Below are 23,645 nucleotides of genomic sequence, written 5' to 3'. Positions count from 1 at the left end.
CTTCGGGGAGGAAACGTTACCTCACCTCGATCAGTTCGTATTGCATGTTTCCGATTCCGATCTTTTCGGCGTGCGTCAGTCCGGCCAGCCAGTCGGTGTCGGGATGCATCAGTCGGAATTTGTCGGTATCTTCGAGGTGTTCGTGCGGACGACTTTCGGTAAGTCGGTTGACCGTCTGCAACGCGGGCGCGTGGATCACCAGGTCGGCGCAGGCTTTGTCCAGGGCTACCGGGTCGAATGAAGCGGCGATTCCGAGGTCGGGGACGACGGCGGCGTCGTTATGATTCCAGCAGTCGCATTCCGGCGAGACGTTCATGATGAAGCTGACATGGAAGTTCGGCTTGTCTTTCAGCACGGCCTTCGTGTATTCGGCGATTTTGTAGTTCAGGCGTTCCGAGGTATCGTTGGCCCCCATCGACGCGCTGTCGTACTGGCATAACGCGATGCATTGTCCGCAGCCGACGCACTTCGAGTAGTCGATCTCGGCTTTCCGTTCCGGGTTCAGGTGTATGGCGTCGTGCGCGCAGTGTTTTACGCAGATGTTGCAGCCTCGGCAGTTTTCCGTTTTGACGACGGGCTGGGCCGCGCAGTGCAGTTCCAGCTTGCCGCCGACGCTGGCGCAACCCATGCCGAGGTTCTTCAGCGTACCGCCGAATCCGGTCTGTTCGTGTCCTTTGAAATGGGTCATCGAGATGACAATGTCTGCGTCGGCGACGGCCGCGCCGATTTTCGGTGCTTTGCAGTATTCGCCGTCGATTTCGATTTCCCGGTAGTCGATGCCTTTCAGTCCGTCGGCAATGATGACCTGACATTGTGCGGAGATCGGGTTGTAGCCGTTCTCCATAGCGCTCTGTAGGTGGTCGACGGCATTCGCGCGTCGTCCCGAATAGAGCGTGTTGGCGTCGGTCAGGAACGGTTTCGCGCCGAGCGAACGTAGCAGTCCGGCCATCCGGGCGGCGTACTGGGGCCGCAGGTAGGCCATGTTGCCCGGTTCCCCGAAATGAATCTTGATCGCGGCGAAACGGTTCTCGAAATCGATGCCGGCGATGCCCGCCCGGCGAACCAGTCGCTCCATTTTGTCCAGCAGGTTGCTGGTCGGCGTGGTGCGGAGGTTTGTGAAAAATACTTGAGAAGAAGCCATGTCCTGAATAAATTGGGTTGAAGCCGACTTTGTAGCGAGTCGGCGATTTTTGCCCAAAAGATACGGATTTTTAGAAAAAGATTCTAATTTTCCCATTGAAAAAGCGGATCGAGGACGATTCCGGATTTTGCGGATCGGATCTTTCGCGTACGGACGGGCGGTTGTGCCGCAAAAGCGATGTTTTTCGGGAAAGGCTCGTACGAAACGAAAAATCCCGGCCGGAGCCGGGATTTACAGAGAAAAATAACGAATATTCTATTTCATATGTTTGTGTACGTCGCGCAGTTGGAAGGCGAAAATACAGGCCGACATCCCGGCGAAAAGCAGTGAAATGCCTACCCAGATGATCACGGCCGCCGTCCCGAACAGTATCGGCTGGAACAGGATCCACATCGAAAGCAGCAGCAGTAGGACGCCGCTTACGATCGTCCATCCCGAACCGGGAACGTTCATCGCGTTCATGTCGCTGCCCAGTCCGATCGCGCTGAAGCTGCGGAACAACAACCAGAAAGCGAGGAAGATCGGCAGCGTCGCTGCGGACAGCGCCGTATTCAAGATCAGGATGACGCCCAAGATCACCTCGATGATGCCGCCGGCCAGCATCCATCCGCGCCCGGTCATGTAGTGTTTGTTGCCGGCCGAAAGAATGATCTGGAATAGGCCGGAAAAGAAGATCAGAAAACCGAACATCAGCGACATGCCCAGGTAACTTTGCGCCGGGTACAGGAATACGACCAGGCCGATGATGAATAGCGCGATGCCGGTCAGCAGCAGCAACCACCAGTAACGGATCGCCTGTTTCGAATGTTCGAGCAGCGTTTCAAAAGAATTGTCCATAGTTTGATTTTTTAATGAAATATTACTTAGTTTTGAACGATAGAAAATTTTATATACCGGGCGATTCGTTTCGACCCCGTCAAACGGACGGAAGGGTTCGAACGGTTTGTCGGGTAACGCCGTAACGGAGTGCTCATTTTCAGTGCCAGTTTTGCGGAATCCCGGGTCACGCCGTTTTTTGCGGGATAGAAAAGTCCGAACGAAATAGACCGGAAAGGAATATCCTTTTCATATCTCATGGAATTATGTCGCCGGATCGGGAGAGTGTCGGCGTATGCGGATGAAAATGAAAACGCCCCGAAATCATATGATATTCCGGGGCGTTATTTTTCGGAATCGTTTTTTACAAGCCGTGCGCGGACAATAATTCGGCCATCTGGGCAGCCATTTCGGCCGCTTTTTTCGCGGCCGTGTCGGCAAAGAGTTCCGATCGGTCGGCATAAATGATCCCGCGCGAGGAATTGACCAGCAGACCGCAACGGTCGTTCATCCCGTAACGGGCCACTTCTTCGAGGCTGCCGCCCTGCGCGCCCACTCCCGGGACGAGCAGGAAATGGTTCGGGATCAGTTCCCGGATTCCTTTCAGCATCCGGGCTTGCGTCGCGCCGACGACGTACATCATGTTTTCGGCCGTGCCCCATCCGCTCGATACGTCGATCACTTTTTCATAAAGATAGCCGCCCTCTTCGAGCCGCTGCATTTCGAAATCGGCGGCGCTCGGGTTGGAGGTCAGCGCCAGAACGACCGCCCATTTGCCGTCGAAGCGGAGGAACGGGTCGACCGTGTCGCGCCCCATGTACGGAGACAACGTCACCCCGTCGGCCAGATCTTGGCTGAAAAAGGCGCGGGCGTACATCTGCGACGTATTGCCGATATCGCCCCGTTTGGCGTCGGCGATAATCATGATTTCGGGATAGTTATCCCGGATATATCGCACCGTTTTGACGAAACTTTCCCAGCCTTTCGCGCCGTTTTCCTCGTAAAAAGCGAGGTTGGGCTTGTAGCATACGGCGTATGCCGCCGTGGCGTCGACGATCGCCCGGTTGAAGGCGAAAACCGGATCGTCTTCGGACAGCAGGCGCTGCGGGATTTTGTTCGGATCGGTGTCCAGGCCTACGCACAGGAAACTGCGTTTCCGCCTGATCTGTTCGAAAAGTTCCGATGAAGTCATGGAGTATTCGTTTTTGAGGTTCGTTACTCTTCGCTCGCGCGCAGCCGTTCGGCATTCTCTGCTACCTGTAACTTGTCGATAATCTCCTGGATGTCGCCGTCCATCACGGCGCTCAGGTTGTAGAGCGTCAGGTTGATCCGGTGGTCGGTCACGCGGCCTTGCGGATAGTTGTAGGTGCGGATCTTGGCGCTGCGGTCGCCGGTCGACACCATCGTCTTACGCTTGCCGGCGATCTCGTCGAGGTATTTTTGGTACTCCAGGTTGTAAATACGGGTACGCAACTCTTCGAACGCCTTGTCGAAGTTCTTCAACTGCGATTTCTGATCCTGGCACTGCACGACGATGCCCGTCGGGATGTGGGTCAGCCGAATCGCCGAATAGGTCGTGTTGACCGACTGGCCGCCGGGCCCCGATGCGCAAAAAATATCCTTGCGGATGTCATTCATATTGATTTCCAGGTCGAACTCTTCGGCTTCGGGCAGTACGGCCACCGACGCGGCCGACGTGTGTACGCGGCCTTGGGTTTCGGTCTGCGGCACGCGCTGTACGCGGTGTACGCCCGATTCGTATTTCAGCACGCCGTAGACGCTGTCGCCGATCACTTTCATCACGATCTCCTTGAATCCGCCCGAAGTGCCCTCGCTCATGCTGTTGATCTCGTATCTCCAACCGCGTTTCTCGATGTATTTGGTATACATGCGAAACAGGTCGCCGGCGAACAGGGCCGCTTCGTCGCCGCCGGTTCCGCCGCGGATTTCGACGATGGCGTTCTTGCTGTCCTGCGGGTCGGCCGGGATCAGCAGCAGCTTGATCTCCTCTTCCAGCCGCTCGAGTTCCGGTTCCAACTCGGCGACCTCCATGCGCGCCATTTCGCGCAGTTCGTCGTCCTTTTCGGTCGTGAGGATCTCTTTGGCTTCGGCGAGGTGGTTCAGCGCCGTCCGGTATTTTTCGCTGGTTTCGACCACCGGCTGCAGTTCTTTATACTCTTTGTTCAGCGCTACGAATTTTTTCATATCGGCGATCACTTCCGGATCGGTCATCTGCTGGCCGATCTCTTCGTATTTGATCTTCAGTCCGTCGAGGCGTGAAAGTATCGAATTTTCTGACATAAAAATGATAATTATCGGATGATGCTCCCTGCGAGGCGTTTCCGGTGCGCAACGCGTTCCTTTTGAGAAACTGGGGATTGCACCTGCCGGATGCGATCCGCCGGCCGCCGGAAGCGTCACAAAGGTAAACATTTTTTTGATTTTTCGTATCTTGCGCCCGTTTCGTACGACTATGAAGAATACGCTGCTCAAAATCGCCGGATACCTGGCCGTCGGGCTCGGTTTCGTCGGGGCTTTCGTTCCGATGCTCCCGACCACGCCTTTTCTGCTGCTGGCCGTTTACTGCTTTTCGAAAAGCGATCCCCGGATGAACCGCTGGATGCTTCAGAACCGGGTTTTCGGCCGCTACCTGCGCGATTACAGGAGCGGTCAGGGAATCCCGCTGTCGGTCAAGATAACCGTGTTGTCGGTGATGTGGAGTTCCATGCTGTTCGTCGGCATCGTATTTAATAGCCGGATTTGGGTCGCCGTTTTGCTTTTTACCGTATCTTTGTTCGTCTCGATCCATATTCTGAGAATCAAAACCGCTTGCCGTGAAGAACGAAAAGATCGTCATACTGAGTCCGACGGAGCCTGAAATAGCGCCTTTCCGCTACGGTGCCGCCGACGGGCCCGAAATCCGGATCGCCGGGGTCGGCCCGTATCGCTGCGCTGTGACGACAATGGCGGCGGTCCGCGATTGCGACCCGCAGTTGTTGATCCTTGCCGGGATCGCGGGGGCGTATCCCGGCAGCGGATTGTCCGTCGGGCAGACGGTGCTGGTCGCTTCGGAGTGCGCCGCCGATGCCGGTTCGTTCGTGGCCGGCGATTTCACGCCGAAGTTCAGTGGGCGTTACGACTGCCCGTGGCTGCCGGCAGGGGTTCCGTTCCGTGCGGTCGATAGCAACAGCGTCGGCGTCGCGGGTACTCCGTTCGCCGATCGCGTCGGGGTGCAGATCGAGAATATGGAAGGCGCGGCGTTCTTTTATGCCTGCCTGCAGTGCGGAGTGCCGTTCCTGGAACTGCGCGCCGTTTCCAACCGCGTCGGCGATCCGTTTCCGGAATGGGACGTCCGGGGGGCGGTGACCGCGTTGGCCGACTCGCTGTGCGAATTGTTGCATTTCTTAAATACCGAGCGAACATGAAATTACAGCTTCATATATCGACTTGTCCGAACGATACGTTCATGTTCGATGCGATGGTGCACCGCCGTATCGACACCGAGGGTCTCGAATTCGACCTTTCGCTGGCCGATATCGAACAACTGAACGCCGGAGCGTTGCAAGGCGTTCCGGACATTTCGAAATTGAGTTATGCGGTCGTGCCGCAGTTGCTCGACCGTTACCGGGTGTTGCACAGCGGCAGCGCGCTGGGGCGCGGCAACGGGCCGCTGCTGGTCAGCCGCCACCGGATTTACCCGGACGAAGTGAGCGGTATCCGGGTGGCGATCCCCGGCGAGCACACGACGGCCAACCGCCTGTTGGCGACGTTGTATCCGGGCGTGACCGACAAGCGGGTCTATCTTTTCTCGGACGTGGCCGACGCCGTAATGAGCGACGAATGCGACGCCGGGGTGCTGATCCACGAAGGACGTTTTACGTACCGCGAAAAAGGGTTGCGGCTGGTGGCCGATCTCGGCGAGGAGTGGGAGAAAAAGACCGGACTGCCGTTGCCGCTCGGCGCGATCGCCGTATCGCGGCGATTCGACCGGCAGACGCAGCGGAAGATCGACCGGGTGTTGCGACGCAGCGTCGAATTCGCGTTCGCCGAGCCGTCGGCTTCGGCGGAATTCGTGCGCGGGTATGCGCAGGAACTCAGCGAGGAGGTGACGCGCCGGCATATCGAATTGTTCGTAAACGAATATTCGGTCGATCTGGGGGCCGAAGGAAAGAAGGCGGTGTGCGCGTTGCTGGAAAGAAAAGAAGAGGAGATTTTCGTATGATGCGCGAAACATTGCGGCGGCTGGCGGCCGAAGACAACCTGCGGACGCTGCCCGAAATAGGGATCGACGGGAAATACGTCGTTTACGAAGGTCGTAAATACCTGAATCTGTCGTCTAACGATTACCTGGGCCTTTCGTGCAGCGGCCTGCACCGGGAGTTTATGCGGCGGATGACCGACGGAGGGGATTTTCTGCTTAGTAATCCGTCTTCGCGGCTGATTACCGGCAACAGTCCGGATTACGGACGGCTTGAGATGGCGCTGTCGGAACTGTTCGGCGGGCGTGCCGTACTAGTCGTCGGCTGCGGTTACATGGTCAATTCGGGCGTGCTGCCGGCCGTTACCGGCAAGGGGGATCTGGTACTGGCCGACAAGCTGGTGCATGCCAGCCTGATCGACGGACTCAGGTTGTGCGAAGCCGACTGGAAACGGTTCAACCACAACGATACGGGACATTTGGAGCGATTATTGGCCGCCCACCGTCGTTCGTACCGGAACGTTTGGATCGTGACCGAATCGATTTTTAGCATGGATGGCGATCGCGCGCCGCTGAAAGAGCTGGCCGCGCTGAAACGGCGTTACGACGCGAAGCTGTATGTCGACGAAGCGCACGGATTCGGGGCCTGCGGGCCGCAGGGATGCGGAGTCGCCGCGGAGATGGGCGTCGGGGACGATTGCGATGTCCGTATTGCGACGCTCGGCAAAGCGCTCGCGTCGCAGGGGGCGTTCGTCGTTACGGACGGGCTGACGCGCGATTTCTTGATTAACCGGCTCCGGACGCTGATCTTCTCGACGGCGCTGCCTCCGATTTCGCTGCGCTGGTCGGAATACCTGGTGCGGCGTTTGCCGGAGATGGAAGACCGCCGCGCCCGGCTGCGGGAATTTTCGCGGTTGATTACCGGGGATGCGTACCGTTCCCACATCGTTCCGCTGCCGGCCGGAGAAAACGGCCGGGCGATTGAAATGAGCCGGCGTTTCCGCGAAGCGGGCTACTGGGTGATGCCGGTTCGTTATCCGACGGTGCCGAAAGGGAAAGCTCGGGTGCGCGTGTCGCTCAGCGCGGCGCTCACGGCCGACGAAATCCGAAAATTTACCGAAATATGCGCAAGTATTGGTTGACGCGGGACGGGAATCCCGGCCTGATCCTTTTCATGCTGGGCTGGGCGGCGGATCATCACGCGGTCGAGCACCTCGCGCCCGAGGGGTACGATATGCTCTGCGTATACGATTACCGTACGCTGGAACCGTTCGCTGCGGAGGAGTTTTCCGCCTACCGGAATGTCACGCTTTTTGCATGGTCGTTCGGGGTGTGGGCCGCCGAACGGACGTGCCGCGACGTTGCGTCGGATTGCGCCGTCGCGCTGGGCGGAACGCCCTATCCGGTGGACGACCGTTTCGGCATTCCGCGCAGGGCGTTCCTGGCGACGCTCCGGGGACTGCGCGGCAGCGGGGCGGAAACGTTCAACCGCCGCGCCTACGGCGCGGATTACGACCGGCTCGCCCCGTTTTTCGACGAGCGGCCGTTCGAAGACAAACTCGACGAACTCGGCGTGCTGTTCGAACGCTCCGCCGAACCGTATACGCCGTCGCTGGATTGGACGGCGGCGGTCGTGGGCGACCGGGACGCGATTTTCCCGCCGGCGAACATGCTTGCCTACTGGAAAGAAAAGGCCGTCGTAAAACCGTTGCCGCACTACCCTTTCGGCGATCCCGGCATCGTGTCCGGCTACTTAAAAAAAGATTGAAAATGACAACCGATAAACAGTTACTCAAAAAACGTTTTGCCGCCACGTTCCGGCAGTACGATTCGCTGGCCGTCGTTCAGCAGGAGATCTGCGGCCAGTTGGACGAAATGATCGGGCGGATCTGCCCCGGGCGGATCGGCCGGGCGATGGAGGTCGGCTGCGGAACCGGCTTCCTTACGCGCTACCTGCTGCGGCGCTATCCGGACGCCGAATGGATCGTCAACGACCTGATCGAAGAATCGGAAATCTATTTGCGGCCTTATGCGTCCGGACACTATGTGGAATACCTGTGGGGCGATGCGGAACTGCTGCCGCTGCCCGGAGAGCTGGATATGATCGCGTCGGCGTCGGCCGTGCAGTGGTTCGACAACCTGCCGCTTTTTATCGACCGCGCGGTCGGGAGCCTTTGCTGCGGCGGTTACTTCGCGTTTACGACGTTCGGTACCGACAATTTCCGGGAGATCCGGGCTACGACCGGCGAAGGGTTGCATTACTATACCAGCGAGCAGTTGCAGGAGTTGTTGACCGCTGCCGGATACGGGATCGTCGAAACGCTCGAATACACGCGCCATCTGCCGTTCGACACTCCGGCCGACGTATTGCGGCATATCAAGGCCACCGGCGTGAACTCGATCCGCAAGGCGCGCTGGGGAAAGCAACAGTTGATGGATTTCGAAACGGCTTACCGGGAACATTTCAGTATGCCGGACGGTCGCGTCGCGCTGACCTACCATCCGATCCTCGTCCTGGCGCAGAAAAAGTAAAAAAGCACAGCAGGGCTTGTAAGCCGGGTTCTGTACCTTCGCGAGCGAAGGCCTCTGTCATTTATCTAGGCCGGCGGTCACCCGCACGGCTCGTCAGCAACCTACCCCCCGACATCGGACGAGCAGCCCTACAACTGCCGGTATACATGGTCTTGCAACCCGCGGGACGTACTGACCGGCACGTGTCGCCACGGCCGCGGTGGGCTCTTACCCCGCCTTTTCACCCTTACCGTCCTTGCGGACGGCGGTCGTTTTCTGTTACGCTTGCCATTCCCTCGCGAGAATCTTCCCGTTAGGAAGCGCGGCGCTCTGCGTTGCCCGGACTTTCCTCCCCTCCCGTATGCGAACCAAAATATCGTCGAATGCATTCCGGCCCCGGGAGCAGCGACAGAGCTTCCCTGCTGTGCCCCGCAAAGGTAATCAAATGAAACCGAAATACGGGCCGTCCCGCCGTTAATTTTATCTTCCGGAGAATCGTCGTCCGGAAGTTCCTGCCGGTAGGCCGTGAAAAAAGCCGGCACCTTATTTTCAGGCGCCGGCCTTGTAGAAAGTCGATACGGCGGGTTACTTGCTGATTGTAAATTCTTTGAGCGTGTTGCCTCCGGTGTCCGTCACCTTCGCTTTCAGCGTGCGTCCGTCGATATCGATCCGTGCGACGCTTTCGGTGCTGTTGACGATTACCGGGAAAGTCAGTCGGTCGTACTTGTCCGGCGACATGAATTCGTAAGCGTGGGTGTGCCCGGAAATCATCAGGTCGATCTTCGCTTGGTTGTACAGCGGTAGGAATTTGTCCGTGATGTCCTGTATCCCGTGGCGCTCGGGATTGTCGCTCTCCATGTGCGAAAGCGGCGGGAAATGGTTCATCACGATGCGCCATTTCGCGCTTTTGTACGCTTTCGAGCGTATCAGTTCGCCGAACCAGGCGGCCTGTTCGGTACGGTATCCGTCGAAGTCGGTCAGTCCGGCGTAGACCCAGAAATCGTCCGGCTTGTCCTCGCCGCAGTCGAACACGATGAACATGATGTCGCCCACGCGGTAGGCTCCGTAATATTTTCCGCTGCTTTTCGGAACGTAGCGGGCGTATTCGCGGGCCATGTTGCCGCGCGTTTCGTGGTTGCCGCGCACCAGTACGAACGGTTTTTCCGAGGCGAACAGCTCGACGCTTTTATCGATGAAGCTCCGGAACGGCGTTTCTTCGTTGTCGTAGTAATTCATCATGTCGCCGACGTAGAAAATCATATCGGCGCTGCCGACGCCGGCCTGGTTCAGCAGGCGGCCCAGTTTATCGGGCTGCTGATGCATGTCGCTCAGCGCGATGAACGAGCAGGCGGTCGCTTTCGGATCCGGAGTCGAGAAGCGGCGCCAGGGCGAGACGATGCTGTCGCCGAACGTCACTTTGTAAGGCTGGAAGTCGGCGATTTGCTTCGAACAGAGCCGGTACTGGTAACGGGTGTCCGGCCGGAGGTTTTCGACGCGAATCACGTTGAACGTGTTGTAGGCGTCGCGCAAGCCGTTCCTGACGGTGTAGTGTCGTTCGGCTTCTCCGCCGTCCGGTTTCACTTCCACCCACGAAAAGCCTTTGTCGCTGGTCGTAAAGACGAATGTGACCGCGTGTTCGGAGAGTTCTTGCAGATATGGGCCGTGGTTGAACGTGTACGACTGTGCCGACGCGGTATATAATACGGCCAGTAGGCCGAGAAAACAAAAGACGATTTTTTTCATCGAGATGTTCGTTTAGTGATTTTTCGAATACCAAAAGTACGAAAAAAAGGGATTCGCCGGTCGGATATGGCTCGAAACCGTTCGTTTTTTATTTCCTTTGCAGGAAAATCCGGTTCGCCGGTCAACTGTGCATGAAACAAAATATCTGTATATCCGATTACGATTATCCGCTGCCCGAGGAGCGGATCGCCAAATTTCCGCTGGAACGCCGCGAGCAGTCGAAACTGTTGCTCTGCCGCGACGGACGGGTTTCGGAAGACCGTTTTTTCGAAGTGGGGAAATACCTGCCCGAAGGCAGCCTGTTGGTGTTCAACAATACGAAAGTAATCCGGGCGCGGCTCGTTTTCTATAAGGAAACCGGAGCCCGGATCGAAATATTCTGCCTCGAACCGCATGATCCGGCCGATTACGAGCGGGCGTTCGCCGCCAAAGAAAGTTCCGAGTGGTCGTGCATCGTCGGTAACCTGAAAAAGTGGAAGGACGGCCCGTTGCATATCGATTTCGAACTGAGCGCATGTTCCTGCCGCCTGAGCGCCGAAAAGGTATCCGCCGGGGAGAAGGAACAAATCGTCCGGTTCCGCTGGGATGTCGACTTGTCGTTCGGGCAACTGCTCGAAACGCTCGGGCGGATTCCGATTCCGCCCTATTTGCGCCGCGAAAGCGAGGAACTGGACAACAGCCGCTACCAGACAGTCTATTCGAAGTTCGAGGGATCGGTCGCCGCGCCGACCGCCGGCCTGCATTTTACGCCCGAACTGATCGAATCGCTGCGTCGGGCCGGGCATCCGACCGACGAGGTGACCCTGCACGTCGGGGCCGGCACTTTCCTGCCGGTCAAAACGGACCGCGTGATCGACCACCGGATGCATACCGAGCATTTCGAGTTTTCGGTTTCCACGATCCGGAATCTGATCGCATACGACGGGCGCGTTACCGCGGTGGGAACGACCAGCGTGCGGACGCTCGAATCGCTGGCGGCGCTCGGCTACCGCATTGTCCGCGACGGGGAGCCGGATCCGGAACGAGTCGTCGGGCAATGGGAAATTTACGACATTCCCGACGGGCTGGACGGCCGGGAATTGCTGGCGGCGTTGGCGGACTATATGGAACGGGAGCGGTTGCAGAAGATCAAAACCTCCACGCGGATCATGATTATGCCCGGATACCGGTTTCGGGTCGTGAACAGCCTGATAACCAACTTTCACCAACCGAAGAGCACGCTGTTGCTGTTGGTGTCAGCCTTTATCGGCGAGGATTGGCGCAGGGCGTACCGCTATGCGTTGGACAACGGGTTCCGGTTTTTAAGTTACGGGGACAGTTCGCTGTTGATTCGGTAAAGATGGGGATTTCGTATAAGATAACGGATTGGCTGCCGACTTCGGTCAAAGAGGTTCGGGCGCGCGGGTGGGACGAACTGGATGTGATCTTGTTCTCCGGGGACGCTTATGTCGATCATCCGTCGTTCGGGGCCGCCGTGATCGGCCGGTTGCTGGAGGCCGAAGGACTGCGCGTGGCGATCGTGCCGCAGCCGAACTGGCGGGACGACCTGCGCGATTTTCGCAAGCTGGGCAAGCCGCGGCTGTTTTTCGGCGTGTCGGCCGGAAGCATGGACTCGATGGTCAACCACTATACGGCCAACAAGCGGCTGCGCAGCGACGACGCCTATACGCCCGGCGGAAAGGCCGGTTTCCGGCCCGATTATGCCGTAACGGTTTATACCCGCATTTTAAAACGGCTTTTCCCGGATACGCCGGTCGTGATCGGCGGGATCGAGGCTTCGCTGCGCCGGGCCGCGCATTACGATTACTGGAGCGACTCTCTGAAACCTTCCGTGCTGGTCGACAGCGGGGCCGATCTGCTGACTTACGGCATGGGCGAACGGGTGGTGCTCGACATCGCGCGGGCGATGCACAACGGTTACAACCTGAACCTGCTGCGCAAATTGCGTCAGGTGGCCTTCCTGGCCGACGATAGGTATGTGGATTCGCTCGGCGACGAGGCGTTGAGGCTGCACGGTTTTGAAAAATGTCTGAAAGATAGGCGGGCGTTCGGCGAGAATTTCGTCCGGATCGAAACCGAATCGAATCGGATGGAAGCCCGGACGCTGGTCGAGCCGGTCGGCGACCGTTTCGTCGTGATCAATCCGCCGTATCCGAAACTGTCCGAACAGGAGCTGGACCACAGTTTCGGCCTGCCCTATACCCGCTTGCCGCATCCGCGCTATAACGGCAAAGGCGATATTCCGGCTTACGAGATGATTAAATTTTCGGTGAACCTGCATCGGGGCTGTTTCGGCGGGTGCAGTTTCTGCACGATTTCGGCGCATCAGGGCAAGTTCGTTTCGAGCCGCAGCGAGGAGTCGGTGCTCGACGAAGTGCGGAAACTGACGCGGATGCCGGGTTTCAAAGGATATATTTCCGACCTGGGCGGGCCGTCGGCCAATATGTACCGGATGGGCGGGCGCAACGAAGCGTTGTGCCGCAAATGCAGCCGTCCGTCGTGCATCTATCCGTCGCTGTGCCGCAACCTGAACAACGACCACCGGCCGTTGATGGAACTGTACCGTAAGGTAGACCGGTTGGCCGGAGTCAAAAAATCGTTTATCGGCAGCGGAATACGCTACGATCTGTTCGGCGACAACAACCGGGATTACCTGCGCGAAGTGGTCGTGAACCACGTATCCGGGCGGCTGAAAGTGGCTCCCGAACATACCGAGGACGGCGTGCTGCGGCTGATGCGCAAACCGTCGTTCGCGCTGTTCCGCGACCTGAACGAACGTTTTCAGAAAATATGCCGGGACGAGGGATTGAATTATCAGTTGATCCCCTATTTCATTTCGAGCCATCCGGGGTGTACCGAACGGGATATGCGCAACCTGGCGGCCGAGACGCGGCGGCTGCATTTCCGGCTCGAACAGGTGCAGGACCTGACCCCCACCCCGATGACGCTGTCGTCGGTGATGTTTTACACGGGCGAAAATCCGTACACGGACGAAAAAGTGTATGTCGCGCGTTCGCAGGACGAAAAGCGAAGGCAGAAAAGTTATTTTTTCGGATGGAAAGACCGGCGCGGCGAACGGTAAGTCCGAAAAATCGCCGCGGTCTTTCCCCGTGTCGATTAAAATCGTATCTTTACATGACCGTTGAGAATTGAATTATGGCAAAACGTTACACCCCGAATCCGAACAATGAAGAGGCTGCGGCCGCGCTGACCGATACGGTCGGGTTGATTCCGCCGCAGTCCGTCGAACTGGAAGAGGCCGTGCTCGGCGCCTGATGCTCGAAAAGGACGCCGTGATCGAAATACAGGGGATCATCACTCCCGAAGCTTTTTACAAAGAGGCGCACCAGATCATCTACAAGGCGATCATGGAGCTGTCGATGGAACTCAAACCGATCGACCTGTATACCGTTACCGAAAAACTGAAGCAAACCCGCAAACTGTCTGCAGTGGGCGGTGCGGCCTACCTCGCGCAGTTGACCCAGAAGGTGGGATCGGCGGCGCATATCGAATTTCACAGCAAAATTATCGCCCAGAAGTTCGTCCAGCGCGAGCTGATCCGCGCGGCGACCGAGATACAGAAGAAAGCGTACGACGAGTCGATGGACGTAACCGACCTGATCGACTTGGCCGAAGGCGAGATTTTCAAAGTGTCCGAAGGCCACGTGAAGCGCGACGTGCAGAAGTCGCGCGATATCCTGACTAAAACGCTGCTCGCGATCGAGGAGGCTTCGAAACGCGAGGGCGGGTTTAGCGGCGTGCCGACCGGGTTTACGCACCTTGACCGGCTGACGCTCGGCTGGCAGCCTTCCGACCTGATTATCATTGCGGCGCGCCCGTCGATGGGTAAGACGGCTTTCGTGTTGTCGCTGGCGCGCAACGTGGCGGTCGATTTCGAAAAAGGGGTTGCCTTCTTCTCGCTCGAAATGAGCGCCGAGCAGTTGATGATGCGTCTGATCGTCGGCGAGTCGGGACTCGACTCGCGCGACGTGCGCAACGGACAGTTGACGCCCGAGCAGTGGAAGCATCTCGAATCGTCGATCAAGCCGTTGGCCGGTGCGCCGCTGTTTATCGACGATACGCCGGCCCTGTCGATTTACGAGTTTCGTTCGAAGGTGCGCCGGCTGAAGACGCAGTACGATATCCAACTGGTGATTATCGACTACCTGCAGTTGATGACCGCCGCGGTCGATACGCGCGGCGGAAATCGCGAGCAGGAGGTGGCGATGATTTCGCGTTCGCTGAAGGCGATCGCCAAAGAGCTGAACATCCCGATCATCGCGCTTTCGCAGTTGAACCGTTCGGTCGAGTCGCGCGGCGGCAACAAACGGCCGCAACTGTCCGACCTGCGTGAATCGGGCGCCATCGAGCAGGACGCCGACTTGGTGGCCTTTATCCACCGCCCGGAGTATTACGGGCTGATGACCGACGAGGACGGCACTCCCACGCAGGGCATGGCCGAGATCATCGTCGCCAAGCACCGTAACGGCGCGGTTGATACGATTAAGTTGCGTTTCCGCAAAGAACAGGCGAAATTCATGGATTACGACGATATTTCCGGCGACGGGTTTTCGATGGACAGCAGCATGAATTCCGAATTCGGATCGGCTATCGACGGCGGAAATGCCGGCGGCGGAGCAATGAACGATTTCGGCGGGTATGGCGAATTCGGCGTGCCGTCGGGATCGGCGCCGAACAAGCTCGGCGGTTTCGGCACGCCGCCGGACGATGAGAATCCGCCGTTCTAAACGAGAAAAGGATTTGATTTTTGAATAACCGCTTCGGATCTGTCCGGGGCGCGTAGCAACGCAACAGACTGTTATGTTCGTTAAGAGTTACGGAAGCGCCGTTGTCGGCATCGAGGCGATCACGGTCGCCGTCGAGGTGAATATCTCGGCGGGGATCGGACTCTACATGGTCGGACTGCCGGACAATGCGGTGCGCGAAAGCCAGGAACGTATCCGGGCCGCTTTCGAAAACTGTTCGTACAAGATGAGCGGTCGGAAGGTGATCGTCAACCTTGCCCCGGCCGATATCCGCAAAGAAGGGTCGGCTTACGATCTGCCGATCGCGGTGGCTGTTTTGGCGGCTACCGAACAGGTGGATTCGGCTCCGCTGGCTCGTTATGTGCTGATGGGCGAGTTGTCGCTGGACGGTTCGCTGTTGCCGGTACGGGGCGCGTTGCCGATCGCCATACAGGCGCAGAAAGAGGGATTTAAAGGGGTTATCCTGCCGAAACAGAATGCGGCGGAGGCGGCGGTCGTCGGATCGCTGGAGGTTTACGGAGCCGGTCATCTGCGCGAGGTGGTCGGATTCCTGTGCGGGGAGCATACCCTTTCGCGGACAACGGTCGATCTCGAAGGACGATTCCGGGAAAATGCCGAACGGTTCGACGTCGATTTCGGCGACGTCCGGGGGCTGGCGCATGTGAAACGGGCGCTGGAGATCGCGGCGGCCGGCGGGCACAACGTACTGATGATCGGGCCTCCGGGGTCGGGCAAAACGATGCTGGCGCGGCGTATGCCGTCGATTATGCCGCCGATGACGTTGCAGGAGGCGCTCGAAACCACGAAGATACATTCGGTAGCCGGGAAGCTCGGCGCCGAAACGGGTCTGTTGGTGACGCGGCCTTTCCGGTCGCCGCATCATCTGACTTCTCAGGCCGCTCTGGTCGGCGGCGGAACGTCGCCCCAGCCCGGCGAAATATCGCTGGCCCACAATGGAATCCTGTTCGCCGACGAACTGCCCGAGTTCGGACGCAGCCTGTTGGAGACGCTGCGTCAGCCGATGGAAGATAAAGTAATCACGGTCTCCCGTTCGAAATACACGGTGCAGTATCCGGCCAATTTCATGCTGGTCGCTTCGATGAACCCGTGTCCGTGCGGTTATTATAACCATCCGACCAAAGCGTGCGTCTGTTCGCATGGGGCGGTATCCAAATACCTGAACCGGATTTCGGGGCCTATGCTCGACCGGATCGACCTGCACATTGAGGTGATTCCTGTGGATTTTTCGGAGTTGTCGCAACCGGGGGCTGCGGAGAGCAGCGCCGCAATCCGCAGCCGCGTGGTGGCTGCACGGCAGGTTCAGACCGAACGTTTCGCCGGAACACCGGTATATACCAACGTCATGATGAACAGCCGTCAGTTGCGGGAATTCTGTCCGCTTTCGGCCGAATCGAGCGCTTTGTTACGCAAGGCGATGGAACGTTTCAACCTGTCGGCGCGGGCCTACGACCGGATTCTCAAGGTTTCGCGGACGATCGCCGATCTGGCAGGAGGCGGGCGGATCGAACCGGCGCATATCGCCGAGGCGATCGGTTACCGGACGCTTGACCGCGATACGTGGGGCGCTTAAAAACCGACGGACGCGATGCAACTTTCCGATAAAATCGACATAACGCCTTTTGCGAGGATACTTCCGTTTTTCGCGGCGGGTATTCTCGCTTTCCGGTATGTGACCGCCCCCGACTGGCTGATCGTCGCGGCCGCCGTTATCGGCTATGCCGTCGCATGGCGGCAGCGTAAAGGTTCCTGCCGGTGGTGGACGGTGGCTGTCGCGCTCTTCTTTTCGGGGATACTGGTTACGGCCGTGAGCGCCCGGAAGGAAGCGATGCCGCGCGGCGAAAGGCTGGCTATGGTGCTCGAAGTCGGACAGAATCCGGTTTCGAACGGCCGGTGGCGGCAGACCGTGGCTCGTGTGGGGGCATACCGGCCGCTGGACTCTGCCGGGAGCGGTTGGCGGGGCGTCGATGAAAAAGTCGAATTGCGGGTCGATACGGCGGAACGGATCGCCGTGGGCGAGCAATTGTACGTGGTGGGCTACCTGAATCCCGTAGATACGGCCGGGAGTCGCTACGGGACGCTAATGCGCAGCCGCGGAATCGGCGCGCGCGTCTATGTGCGCGGGGATCAGGTGATTTCGCGCCTGCCAGGGAACGGGCGCCGGGCGACCCGTTATGCGGCGGCGCTGCAACGGTGGGCGGTCGAACGTATCCACCGGCTGCATGTCGGCGAGAGGGAACAGGAATTGCTGTCGGCTCTGATCGCAGGGGATAAACGGAACCTTGACCGCAGGCTGAAAGCGGACTATTCGAAAACCGGCGTGGCGCATATTCTGGCCGTGTCGGGACTGCATATGGGATTCGTGCTGGTGATTGCCAACCTGCTGTTCGGTTGGACGGTGCTGCTGCGGTACGGTCATGTGGCGAAAAACGTACTGGTCATATCGGCGTTGTGGTTTTATGCCGTGATGGCGGGGCTGTCGCCGTCTGCTGTGCGGGCGGCGCTGATGCTTTCCGCCGCACAGTTGGCCCTGGCCTGTTCGGTTCCGGGAAACGGTTACAACGTCGTGCTCGGCGCGGCGACGCTGATGCTCGCCGCCAATCCGTTCTATCTTTACGACCTCAGTTTCCAGTTGTCGTTTATGGCCGTGCTGTCGATCCTGTTTTTCTATCCGCGACTGTATCGCAGAAAACTATGCCGCAACCGGATCGCCGATGCGGTGTGCAGTTCGGTGCTGCTCGGCGCGGCGGCGCAGATCGGGACGCTTCCGCTGGTCGCCTGGAATTTCGGGAATGTGCCTATAATTTCGCTGATCATTAATCCGTTGGTTATCCTGACGGCCTTTTTGTCCGTTTTTACGGGGATTTTGTGGGTGCTTTTCGCTTTTCCCGGACTCAGCGCGGTCTTCAGCGCAGTAGCGGGTGCTTTGTTGCAGGCGCAGAACGGGATCGTAACGTGGGCCGCCGGCACGCCCGTCGCTTCGGTTTCGGGCGTGCGCTTCGACGGGTACGGCGCGGCGGCCGCTTATGTCGTATTGGCGGCGTTGGCCGTCGGGTTGAAATGGCGGGAGGATTCTCGCAAAGAATATTTCGGGGGAGTCGCCCGTTGAATTTGGAACGAATGATCGAACATGACGCACGAAGAAGTTGATTGGTTGTTGCGGGAAGAGTCCCGGCAAACGGTTTTGAAATATCTGGACGAGCGGCCGGAACGACTCGCGCTGCGGCTGGGCGGCGGCGGAGCGTTGCTGGCCACCCAGTTGAAATATTTACAGCGTGCCCGGACCAAACTCCCGTCCTATTACCGGGCCCGCTGTATTTTGCCGCCGCTGGCGTTCGAGCAGGCCAGCAGCGAGGCGGTCGCCGCCGAAAAACGGTACGGAGGTGCGCTCTGCATCGATCTGACCTGCGGTCTGGGCGTCGATTCGGCCCATTTTTCGAAAAGTTTCGACCGGGTGATCGCCGTCGAACGCGATCCGGTTACGGCCCGGGTCGCCGCCGTGAATTTTTCGCTGCTGGGGATTTCGAACATAGAGGTGGTGAACGACTCCGCCGAACATTTCATAGAGTCGTTTTCCGGGACGGCCGATCTGGTGTATGCGGATCCGGCGCGGCGCGGCGAAGGGAACCGGAAAGTGTTCCGGTTCGAGGAGTGTTCTCCGGACATCGTCTCGCTATTGCCGGCGATCCGGGAGAAAACGCGCCGGGTCGTGGTCAAGGCGTCGCCGTTGTTCGACATAGACGAGGCGTTCCGACTGTTCGGCGACCGCATAACCGTCGATATCGTTTCCCGGCAGGGCGAGTGCAAAGAGGTGTTGATCGATGTTCCTTCGGCGCCGGACGCGCCGGCCGGAAGCGTCCGGGCGGTCGCGGCCGGCTGCGGTTCGCTCGTATTCGGACGGGGGGACGGCGAGCCGGCGCAGACGTCGGATTTCGAGCCGCCGTACGGGTATCTGTTGGTGCCGGACGTGTCGCTTTGCAAGGCCCGTCTGGTACGGAGATACGCTGCCCGGATCGGATGCTACGCCGTATCGCAGAGCGGTTACTGCCTGTCGCGGCAGGCGCCCGACCGGTTCTTCGGCCGGGTCTACCCGATCCGCGAGATGGCATTCTATCAGCCGAAAAAGCTGAAACAAGCCCTGAAAGCGGCGGGAATTTCCCGCTGCAATCTACTGAAAAAAGAGTTTCCGTTCGATGCCGAAAGAATTGCCCGCGCGCTGGGCATCCGTCAGGGCGGGGACGATTCTTTCGCTTTTACCCGGATCGAAGGAAAATTGTACGCCCTGATGCTCGGGGAGGAAATCCCATCAAAAAGATGACCGACGATGCGGAAGACCGTTAAATCCCCCACTGTTTTTCAGTCCCTTATTCCGGTCGCCGTACTGATCGTGCTGATCGGGCTTAACGTGACGCTGCTGGGCGACGAGACCCTCGCGGGAGCCAATCAGATGTCGCTGCTGATCGCTTCGGGCGTTACGGCCTGCATCGCGATTCGCAACGGGAAAACGTGGGGGGATATTCTGGAAGGAATCGTGCGGACGCTGACCGGAGCCATTCCGGCGATCTTGATTCTGCTGATGATCGGGGTGCTCTCCGGAACGTGGATGCTCAGCGGAATTATTCCCGCGATGATCCATTACGGGCTGTATGTGCTGCGTCCCGAATACTTCCTGCCGGCTACGGTGGTCATTTCGGCGCTGATTTCGCTGGCTACGGGCAGTTCGTGGTCGACGGTGCACCGTCGGGGTGGCGTTGCTGGGAATCGGACGGACGCTCGGGTTCGGAGACCCGGTGATCGCCGGAGCCATCATTTCGGGGGCATATTTCGGCGACAAGGTTTCTCCGCTGAGCGATACGACCAACCTCGCCGCGGCGATCGCCGGAACGAATCTCTTCACGCATATCCGTTACATGCTGTACACGACTCTGCCCACGATCTTCGTAACGCTGATTATTTTTACGATACTGTCGATCGGCGGCGGTAAAATTGCAGCGGATGTTTCGGTAGCCGATACGCAGCGGATGATTACGGATTATTATTACATTTCTCCGGTGCTGTTTCTCGTGCCGTTGGCGGCGGTGGCGATGATCGTGTTCAAAATGCCTCCGGTGCCGGTGCTTTTCGTCGGCAGCCTGCTCGGCGGCGTGATGGCGGTCGTATGCCAGCCGGAACTGATCGGTTCGCTCAGCGGCGACGGGACGTTGACGGCCGGGGGCGCTTACCGTGTCGTCAGCCGGGCGATGTACGGGACGGTATCGCCGGAAACGGGCGATCCGATGGTCGATTCGCTGTTTACGTCGAGGGGAATGGCCGGGATGCTGAATACCGTCTGGCTGATTATCACGGCGATGATTTTCGGCGGCGTGATGGAGGCCGGACAGTTTTTGGAGCGGATCACGACGGCGCTCATCCGCCGCGTACGTTCGACCGGAGGACTCGTGAGCGCGACGGCGGGAACCTGCGTACTGTTCAATTCGACCGCATCCGACCAGTACCTCGCCATCGTGATCCCCGGCAAAATTTTCGGCAGCGCGTACCGGCGCAAAGGGCTGGCTCCCGAAGTGCTGAGCCGGACGCTGGAAGACGCCGGTACGGCCACCTCGGTGCTGATCCCGTGGAATACCTGCGGCGCGACGCAGGCCGGCGTGCTGAACGTGGCGACGGTCGCTTACCTGCCCTACGCTTTTTTTTGTTACATCAGTCCGCTGATGTCGATCCTGTTCGCCTGGCTGGGTTTGCGTATCCGCAGAATCCCGCCGCAGGGCGCTTTGCCGGAAACGGAAAATCGAAATAAATAGTTACCTTTGTTACACGGCCAAGGAAGCGAAAATATGATTAGGAAAATCATTCAGTATATCACGCACGACATCTGGGTAAAGAAAGAACACGAATACAAGTCCCGGAAAATGCGTTGGGCGGTGCGCCAGTTCAAAGTGTTCATCTTTACGGCGCAGGGCTTCGGGCAGCACGGGATTCTGGTGCGCTCGGCCGCGCTGACTTTCTATACGCTGATGTCGATCGTTCCGGTCGCCGCGCTCGTATTCGGGATCGCCAAGGGGTTCGGACTCGAAACACGCCTGAACGAGTATCTTTACAACCAGTTCCCGCAGTATACCGTCGTGATCGACCAGGTGATCGCATTCGCCAACGCGATGTTGCTGCGTACCAAGGGCGGACTGATCGCTTCGGTGGGTTTGGTCGTGCTGTTCTGGGCCGTGCTGAAAGTATTCGGGAACATCGAAAGCGCTTTCAACAACATTTGGGAAGTGCGCCGTTCGCGCAGTTTCGCACGCAAATTCAGCGATTATACGACCGTGATCGTCGTAACGCCGATCCTGTGGATCATCTCCAGCAGTATCGGGCTGCAGATACAAAAACATCTAATGCACCTTACTTCGTCGCCCGTGGTCAGCGTATTCCTCGGACTCGCTTCGCTGGTGATGATCTGGCTGATGTTCGCATTCGTCTATCTGGTGATGCCGAATACGAAAGTGAAGCTGCGCAGCGCCGTTTCGGCCGGGGTGATTGCCGGGACGATCTTTCAGTTGTTCCAGATCGCCTATATTTTCATTCAGTCGCGACTGACCAGTTATAATGCGATATACGGCAGTTTTGCCGCCGTGCCGTTGTTCCTGATTTGGTTGCAGAGCAGTTGGCAGATCGTGCTGTTCGGCGCCGAGCTGTCGTTCGCCTACCAGAACATCCGGAAGTTCGAGTTCGAAAAGATCGCCAAGGAGATGAGTTACGAGTACCGCAAGAAGGCGCTGCTCGTGGTGATGCACCAGATTATCGCGCATTTTCTCGCGCGCGACGGAGCCGTATCGTCCGAAACGGTGGCTCAGGATCTGAACCTGCCGGTGCGCATCGTGCGGGATGCCGTTTTCGACCTCGAAAAGGCTGGGCTGATCGTGTCGACGGTCAGTAAAGAAGATAAGGTCAACCTGTACGTGCCGGCCCGCGACGTGCATACGCTGCGGGTCTGCGACGTGATCCAGCAGGTCGAGGCGAGCGGAATGGCGTCGCTCGATTTGCAGCAGAGTCCCGAGTTCCGGCAGATCGACGCGATCGTGAACCGGCTGAACCTGACGGTCAGTCGCAGCGCGGACAATGTTTTACTGATGGATGTACGAACGGAATAAAGATATTTACAGCCGGAACGGAGTGAAAAGAGTCGTTATCATAGGAAGCGGAAACGTGGCCGAGGCGCTGGCGAAAGCGATCGGAGCCAGTCGTTACGAATTGGTGCAGATCTATGCCCGCAACCGGGAACGCGGGCAGGCGATTGCCCGGGCGGTTCGTTGCGCCTGCGCCGACGATCCGAAGCGAATCGCCGAAGCGGATATCTACCTGATGGCGGTCAGCGACCGCGCCGTACCGAAATTGTCCGAGAGTTTCGACTTCGGGGATGCGGTCGTCGCGCATACGGCCGGCAGCGTCGCGCTCGGAGAACTGGCCCCCCGCATCCGGAACAAAGGGGTCTTTTATCCGTTGCAGACTTTTACGGCGGGGCGCAGTCTCGAACTGAGCGACGTTCCTCTTTTTATCGAGGGAAACAACGATTTTACGGTCGATGCGCTGGCCGGACTGGCCGGGGCGCTGAGTACGCGGGTGCGGATCGCCGATTCGCGGCAGCGGATGCGACTTCATCTGGCGGCCGTGTTCGCCTGCAATTTCGCCAACCACATGTTCGCCGTCGGGCAGCAGTTATTGCAGGAGTACGGCCTGCCCGCCGACCTGATCAAGCCGCTGATCCGGGAAACGGTCGCCAAGGCGCTCGACAGCCCGTCGGCTGCGGCCGTACAGACCGGCCCTGCGCGCCGCAACGACTACCGTACCCGGCACAAGCACATCGAAATGCTGCACAATCATCCCGAACTACAAAACCTTTATAAAAACATAAGCCTTAATATATGGGAAACTTCAAAGAAGATATAGCGCGCGTCCGGGTTTTCGTATTCGATGTGGACGGGGTGCTGACCGACGGCGGGATTTCCGTCACTCCGGAAGGGGATTTCATCCGCAAGTACAATTCGAAAGACGGTTATGCGCTGTCGCTGGCATTGAAAAAGGGCTATCACATAGCGATCATTACCGGCGGCAAGGGGAACAGCCTGAAGGTGCGTTTCGACATGCTCGGCGTCGATCACGTTTATATGGATTGCCACGAAAAGCTGAAGGCTCTGAAAGAACTTTGCGACGAATTGGACGTCTCCGCCGACGAGATTCTTTACATGGGGGACGACGTGCCCGATCTGGAGCCGATGCGGCATGTCGGTATGCCGGTTTGTCCGGCCGACGCCGTGGCGGAGATCGTCAATGCATCGCGTTACGTGTCGCAGTTCGGCGGCGGGCAGGGATGCGTGCGGGATGTGGTCGAGCAGGTGATGCGGGCCCGCGGCGATTGGTACAAGGAGGGCGACGCGCCGATCCGGGTCGCTTCGCGTTAAGGCGG

The 23,645-nt window shown here is 58.6% G+C and carries 21 protein-coding genes, 1 other RNA gene and 1 pseudogene; 17 read left to right on the top strand and 6 right to left on the bottom strand.

All coding sequences use genetic code 11. The features are described from left to right. Positions 1 to 16 precede the first annotated feature (16 nt). The 4 genes from DW082_RS04135 to prfA all read right to left on the bottom strand — a co-directional run bounded on the left by DW082_RS04135 (position 17) and on the right by prfA (position 4,258). Positions 17 to 1,141 (bottom strand): DUF362 domain-containing protein, encoded by a 1,125-nt coding sequence (locus tag DW082_RS04135; RefSeq protein ID WP_055204113.1) that lies wholly within the window; start codon positions 1,139 to 1,141, stop codon positions 17 to 19. Positions 1,142 to 1,396: 255 nt separating this feature from the next. Next, positions 1,397 to 1,978 (bottom strand): HdeD family acid-resistance protein, encoded by a 582-nt coding sequence (locus tag DW082_RS04130; protein WP_055204543.1) that lies wholly within the window; start codon positions 1,976 to 1,978, stop codon positions 1,397 to 1,399. A 343-nt stretch (positions 1,979 to 2,321) separates the two neighbouring features. After that, complete coding sequence (gene pyrF / locus DW082_RS04120) at positions 2,322 to 3,149, bottom strand: orotidine-5'-phosphate decarboxylase (protein ID WP_118457481.1); 828 nt, start codon at positions 3,147 to 3,149, stop codon at positions 2,322 to 2,324. 23 nt (positions 3,150 to 3,172) lie between these two features. Then, complete coding sequence (prfA, locus tag DW082_RS04115) at positions 3,173 to 4,258, bottom strand: peptide chain release factor 1 (RefSeq protein ID WP_118457503.1); 1,086 nt, start codon at positions 4,256 to 4,258, stop codon at positions 3,173 to 3,175. Positions 4,259 to 4,430: 172 nt separating this feature from the next. Between prfA and DW082_RS04110 the strand changes: the two genes are divergently transcribed. Genes DW082_RS04110 through bioC form a run of 6 tightly spaced genes read left to right on the top strand, consistent with a single transcriptional unit; the run spans position 4,431 to position 8,687 of the window. Continuing rightward, positions 4,431 to 4,835, top strand: a complete 405-nt coding sequence (locus DW082_RS04110; protein WP_118457480.1) for a YbaN family protein — start codon at positions 4,431 to 4,433, stop codon at positions 4,833 to 4,835. Next, positions 4,792 to 5,382, top strand: a complete 591-nt coding sequence (locus DW082_RS04105) for a purine phosphorylase (protein WP_101570672.1) — start codon at positions 4,792 to 4,794, stop codon at positions 5,380 to 5,382. Before DW082_RS04110 ends, DW082_RS04105 begins: the two co-directional genes overlap by 44 nt. Beyond that, positions 5,379 to 6,179: a 1,4-dihydroxy-6-naphthoate synthase gene (locus DW082_RS04100; protein WP_118457478.1), complete on the top strand. Its 801-nt coding sequence runs from the start codon at positions 5,379 to 5,381 to the stop codon at positions 6,177 to 6,179. Before DW082_RS04105 ends, DW082_RS04100 begins: the two co-directional genes overlap by 4 nt. After that, on the top strand, positions 6,176 to 7,297 hold the full coding sequence (locus DW082_RS04095; protein WP_101570669.1) for an 8-amino-7-oxononanoate synthase: 1,122 nt from the start codon (positions 6,176 to 6,178) through the stop codon (positions 7,295 to 7,297). Before DW082_RS04100 ends, DW082_RS04095 begins: the two co-directional genes overlap by 4 nt. Next, a complete protein-coding gene (locus DW082_RS04090) occupies positions 7,279 to 7,923 on the top strand; it encodes a pimeloyl-ACP methyl esterase BioG family protein (RefSeq protein ID WP_118457476.1) in 645 nt (214 codons plus the stop codon). The genes DW082_RS04095 and DW082_RS04090 overlap by 19 nt, the downstream gene beginning before the upstream one ends. Before the next feature lie 2 nt (positions 7,924 to 7,925). Then, entirely contained in the window at positions 7,926 to 8,687 is a 762-nt protein-coding gene (gene bioC / locus DW082_RS04085) for a malonyl-ACP O-methyltransferase BioC (RefSeq protein WP_055204125.1), read from the top strand. A 3-nt stretch (positions 8,688 to 8,690) separates the two neighbouring features. On the opposite strand, the gene rnpB is transcribed toward bioC, so the two are convergent. Continuing rightward, positions 8,691 to 9,091, bottom strand: an RNA gene (rnpB, locus tag DW082_RS04080) — RNase P RNA component class A. A 160-nt stretch (positions 9,092 to 9,251) separates the two neighbouring features. Next, positions 9,252 to 10,409 carry an FN3 domain-containing metallophosphoesterase family protein gene (locus tag DW082_RS04075; RefSeq protein WP_118457474.1) on the bottom strand — a complete coding sequence of 386 codons (1,158 nt, stop codon included), beginning with the start codon at positions 10,407 to 10,409 and terminating at the stop codon, positions 9,252 to 9,254. 131 nt (positions 10,410 to 10,540) lie between these two features. Between DW082_RS04075 and DW082_RS04070 the strand changes: the two genes are divergently transcribed. The 11 genes and pseudogenes from DW082_RS04070 to DW082_RS04025 all read left to right on the top strand — a co-directional run bounded on the left by DW082_RS04070 (position 10,541) and on the right by DW082_RS04025 (position 23,640). Further along, a complete protein-coding gene (locus DW082_RS04070; protein ID WP_118457472.1) occupies positions 10,541 to 11,746 on the top strand; it encodes an S-adenosylmethionine:tRNA ribosyltransferase-isomerase in 1,206 nt (401 codons plus the stop codon). 2 nt (positions 11,747 to 11,748) lie between these two features. Beyond that, complete coding sequence (locus DW082_RS04065) at positions 11,749 to 13,491, top strand: YgiQ family radical SAM protein (RefSeq protein WP_101570661.1); 1,743 nt, start codon at positions 11,749 to 11,751, stop codon at positions 13,489 to 13,491. 74 nt (positions 13,492 to 13,565) lie between these two features. Continuing rightward, a pseudogene (gene dnaB / locus DW082_RS04060) lies at positions 13,566 to 15,157 on the top strand (replicative DNA helicase). 73 nt (positions 15,158 to 15,230) lie between these two features. Further along, positions 15,231 to 16,766, top strand: coding sequence for a YifB family Mg chelatase-like AAA ATPase (locus DW082_RS04055; RefSeq protein WP_118457471.1), 1,536 nt, complete (start codon positions 15,231 to 15,233; stop codon positions 16,764 to 16,766). 15 nt (positions 16,767 to 16,781) lie between these two features. After that, entirely contained in the window at positions 16,782 to 18,302 is a 1,521-nt protein-coding gene (locus tag DW082_RS04050; protein ID WP_118457469.1) for a ComEC/Rec2 family competence protein, read from the top strand. A 21-nt stretch (positions 18,303 to 18,323) separates the two neighbouring features. Further along, positions 18,324 to 19,511, top strand: coding sequence for a THUMP-like domain-containing protein (locus tag DW082_RS04045; protein ID WP_118457467.1), 1,188 nt, complete (start codon positions 18,324 to 18,326; stop codon positions 19,509 to 19,511). Positions 19,512 to 19,517: 6 nt separating this feature from the next. Then, complete coding sequence (locus tag DW082_RS14945) at positions 19,518 to 20,177, top strand: hypothetical protein (protein ID WP_259335498.1); 660 nt, start codon at positions 19,518 to 19,520, stop codon at positions 20,175 to 20,177. Further along, positions 20,068 to 20,991, top strand: a complete 924-nt coding sequence (locus DW082_RS14940) for a Na+/H+ antiporter NhaC family protein (RefSeq protein ID WP_259335500.1) — start codon at positions 20,068 to 20,070, stop codon at positions 20,989 to 20,991. Before DW082_RS14945 ends, DW082_RS14940 begins: the two co-directional genes overlap by 110 nt. A gap of 33 nt (positions 20,992 to 21,024) precedes the next feature. After that, the gene (locus DW082_RS04035; protein WP_101570652.1) at positions 21,025 to 22,332 is read left to right on the top strand and encodes a YhjD/YihY/BrkB family envelope integrity protein; all 1,308 of its coding nucleotides are present in this window, start codon (positions 21,025 to 21,027) and stop codon (positions 22,330 to 22,332) included. Next, positions 22,316 to 23,128: a Rossmann-like and DUF2520 domain-containing protein gene (locus DW082_RS04030; RefSeq protein ID WP_153498052.1), complete on the top strand. Its 813-nt coding sequence runs from the start codon at positions 22,316 to 22,318 to the stop codon at positions 23,126 to 23,128. The genes DW082_RS04035 and DW082_RS04030 overlap by 17 nt, the downstream gene beginning before the upstream one ends. Continuing rightward, positions 23,104 to 23,640: an HAD family hydrolase gene (locus tag DW082_RS04025; protein ID WP_055204144.1), complete on the top strand. Its 537-nt coding sequence runs from the start codon at positions 23,104 to 23,106 to the stop codon at positions 23,638 to 23,640. Before DW082_RS04030 ends, DW082_RS04025 begins: the two co-directional genes overlap by 25 nt. Positions 23,641 to 23,645 lie beyond the last annotated feature (5 nt).

The organism is Alistipes sp. AF48-12 (genome assembly GCF_003477565.1).
In the GTDB taxonomy this organism is placed as follows: Bacteria; Bacteroidota; Bacteroidia; order Bacteroidales; family Rikenellaceae; genus Alistipes_A; species Alistipes_A hominis.
This window is presented reverse-complemented; position numbering and strand designations above follow the sequence as displayed.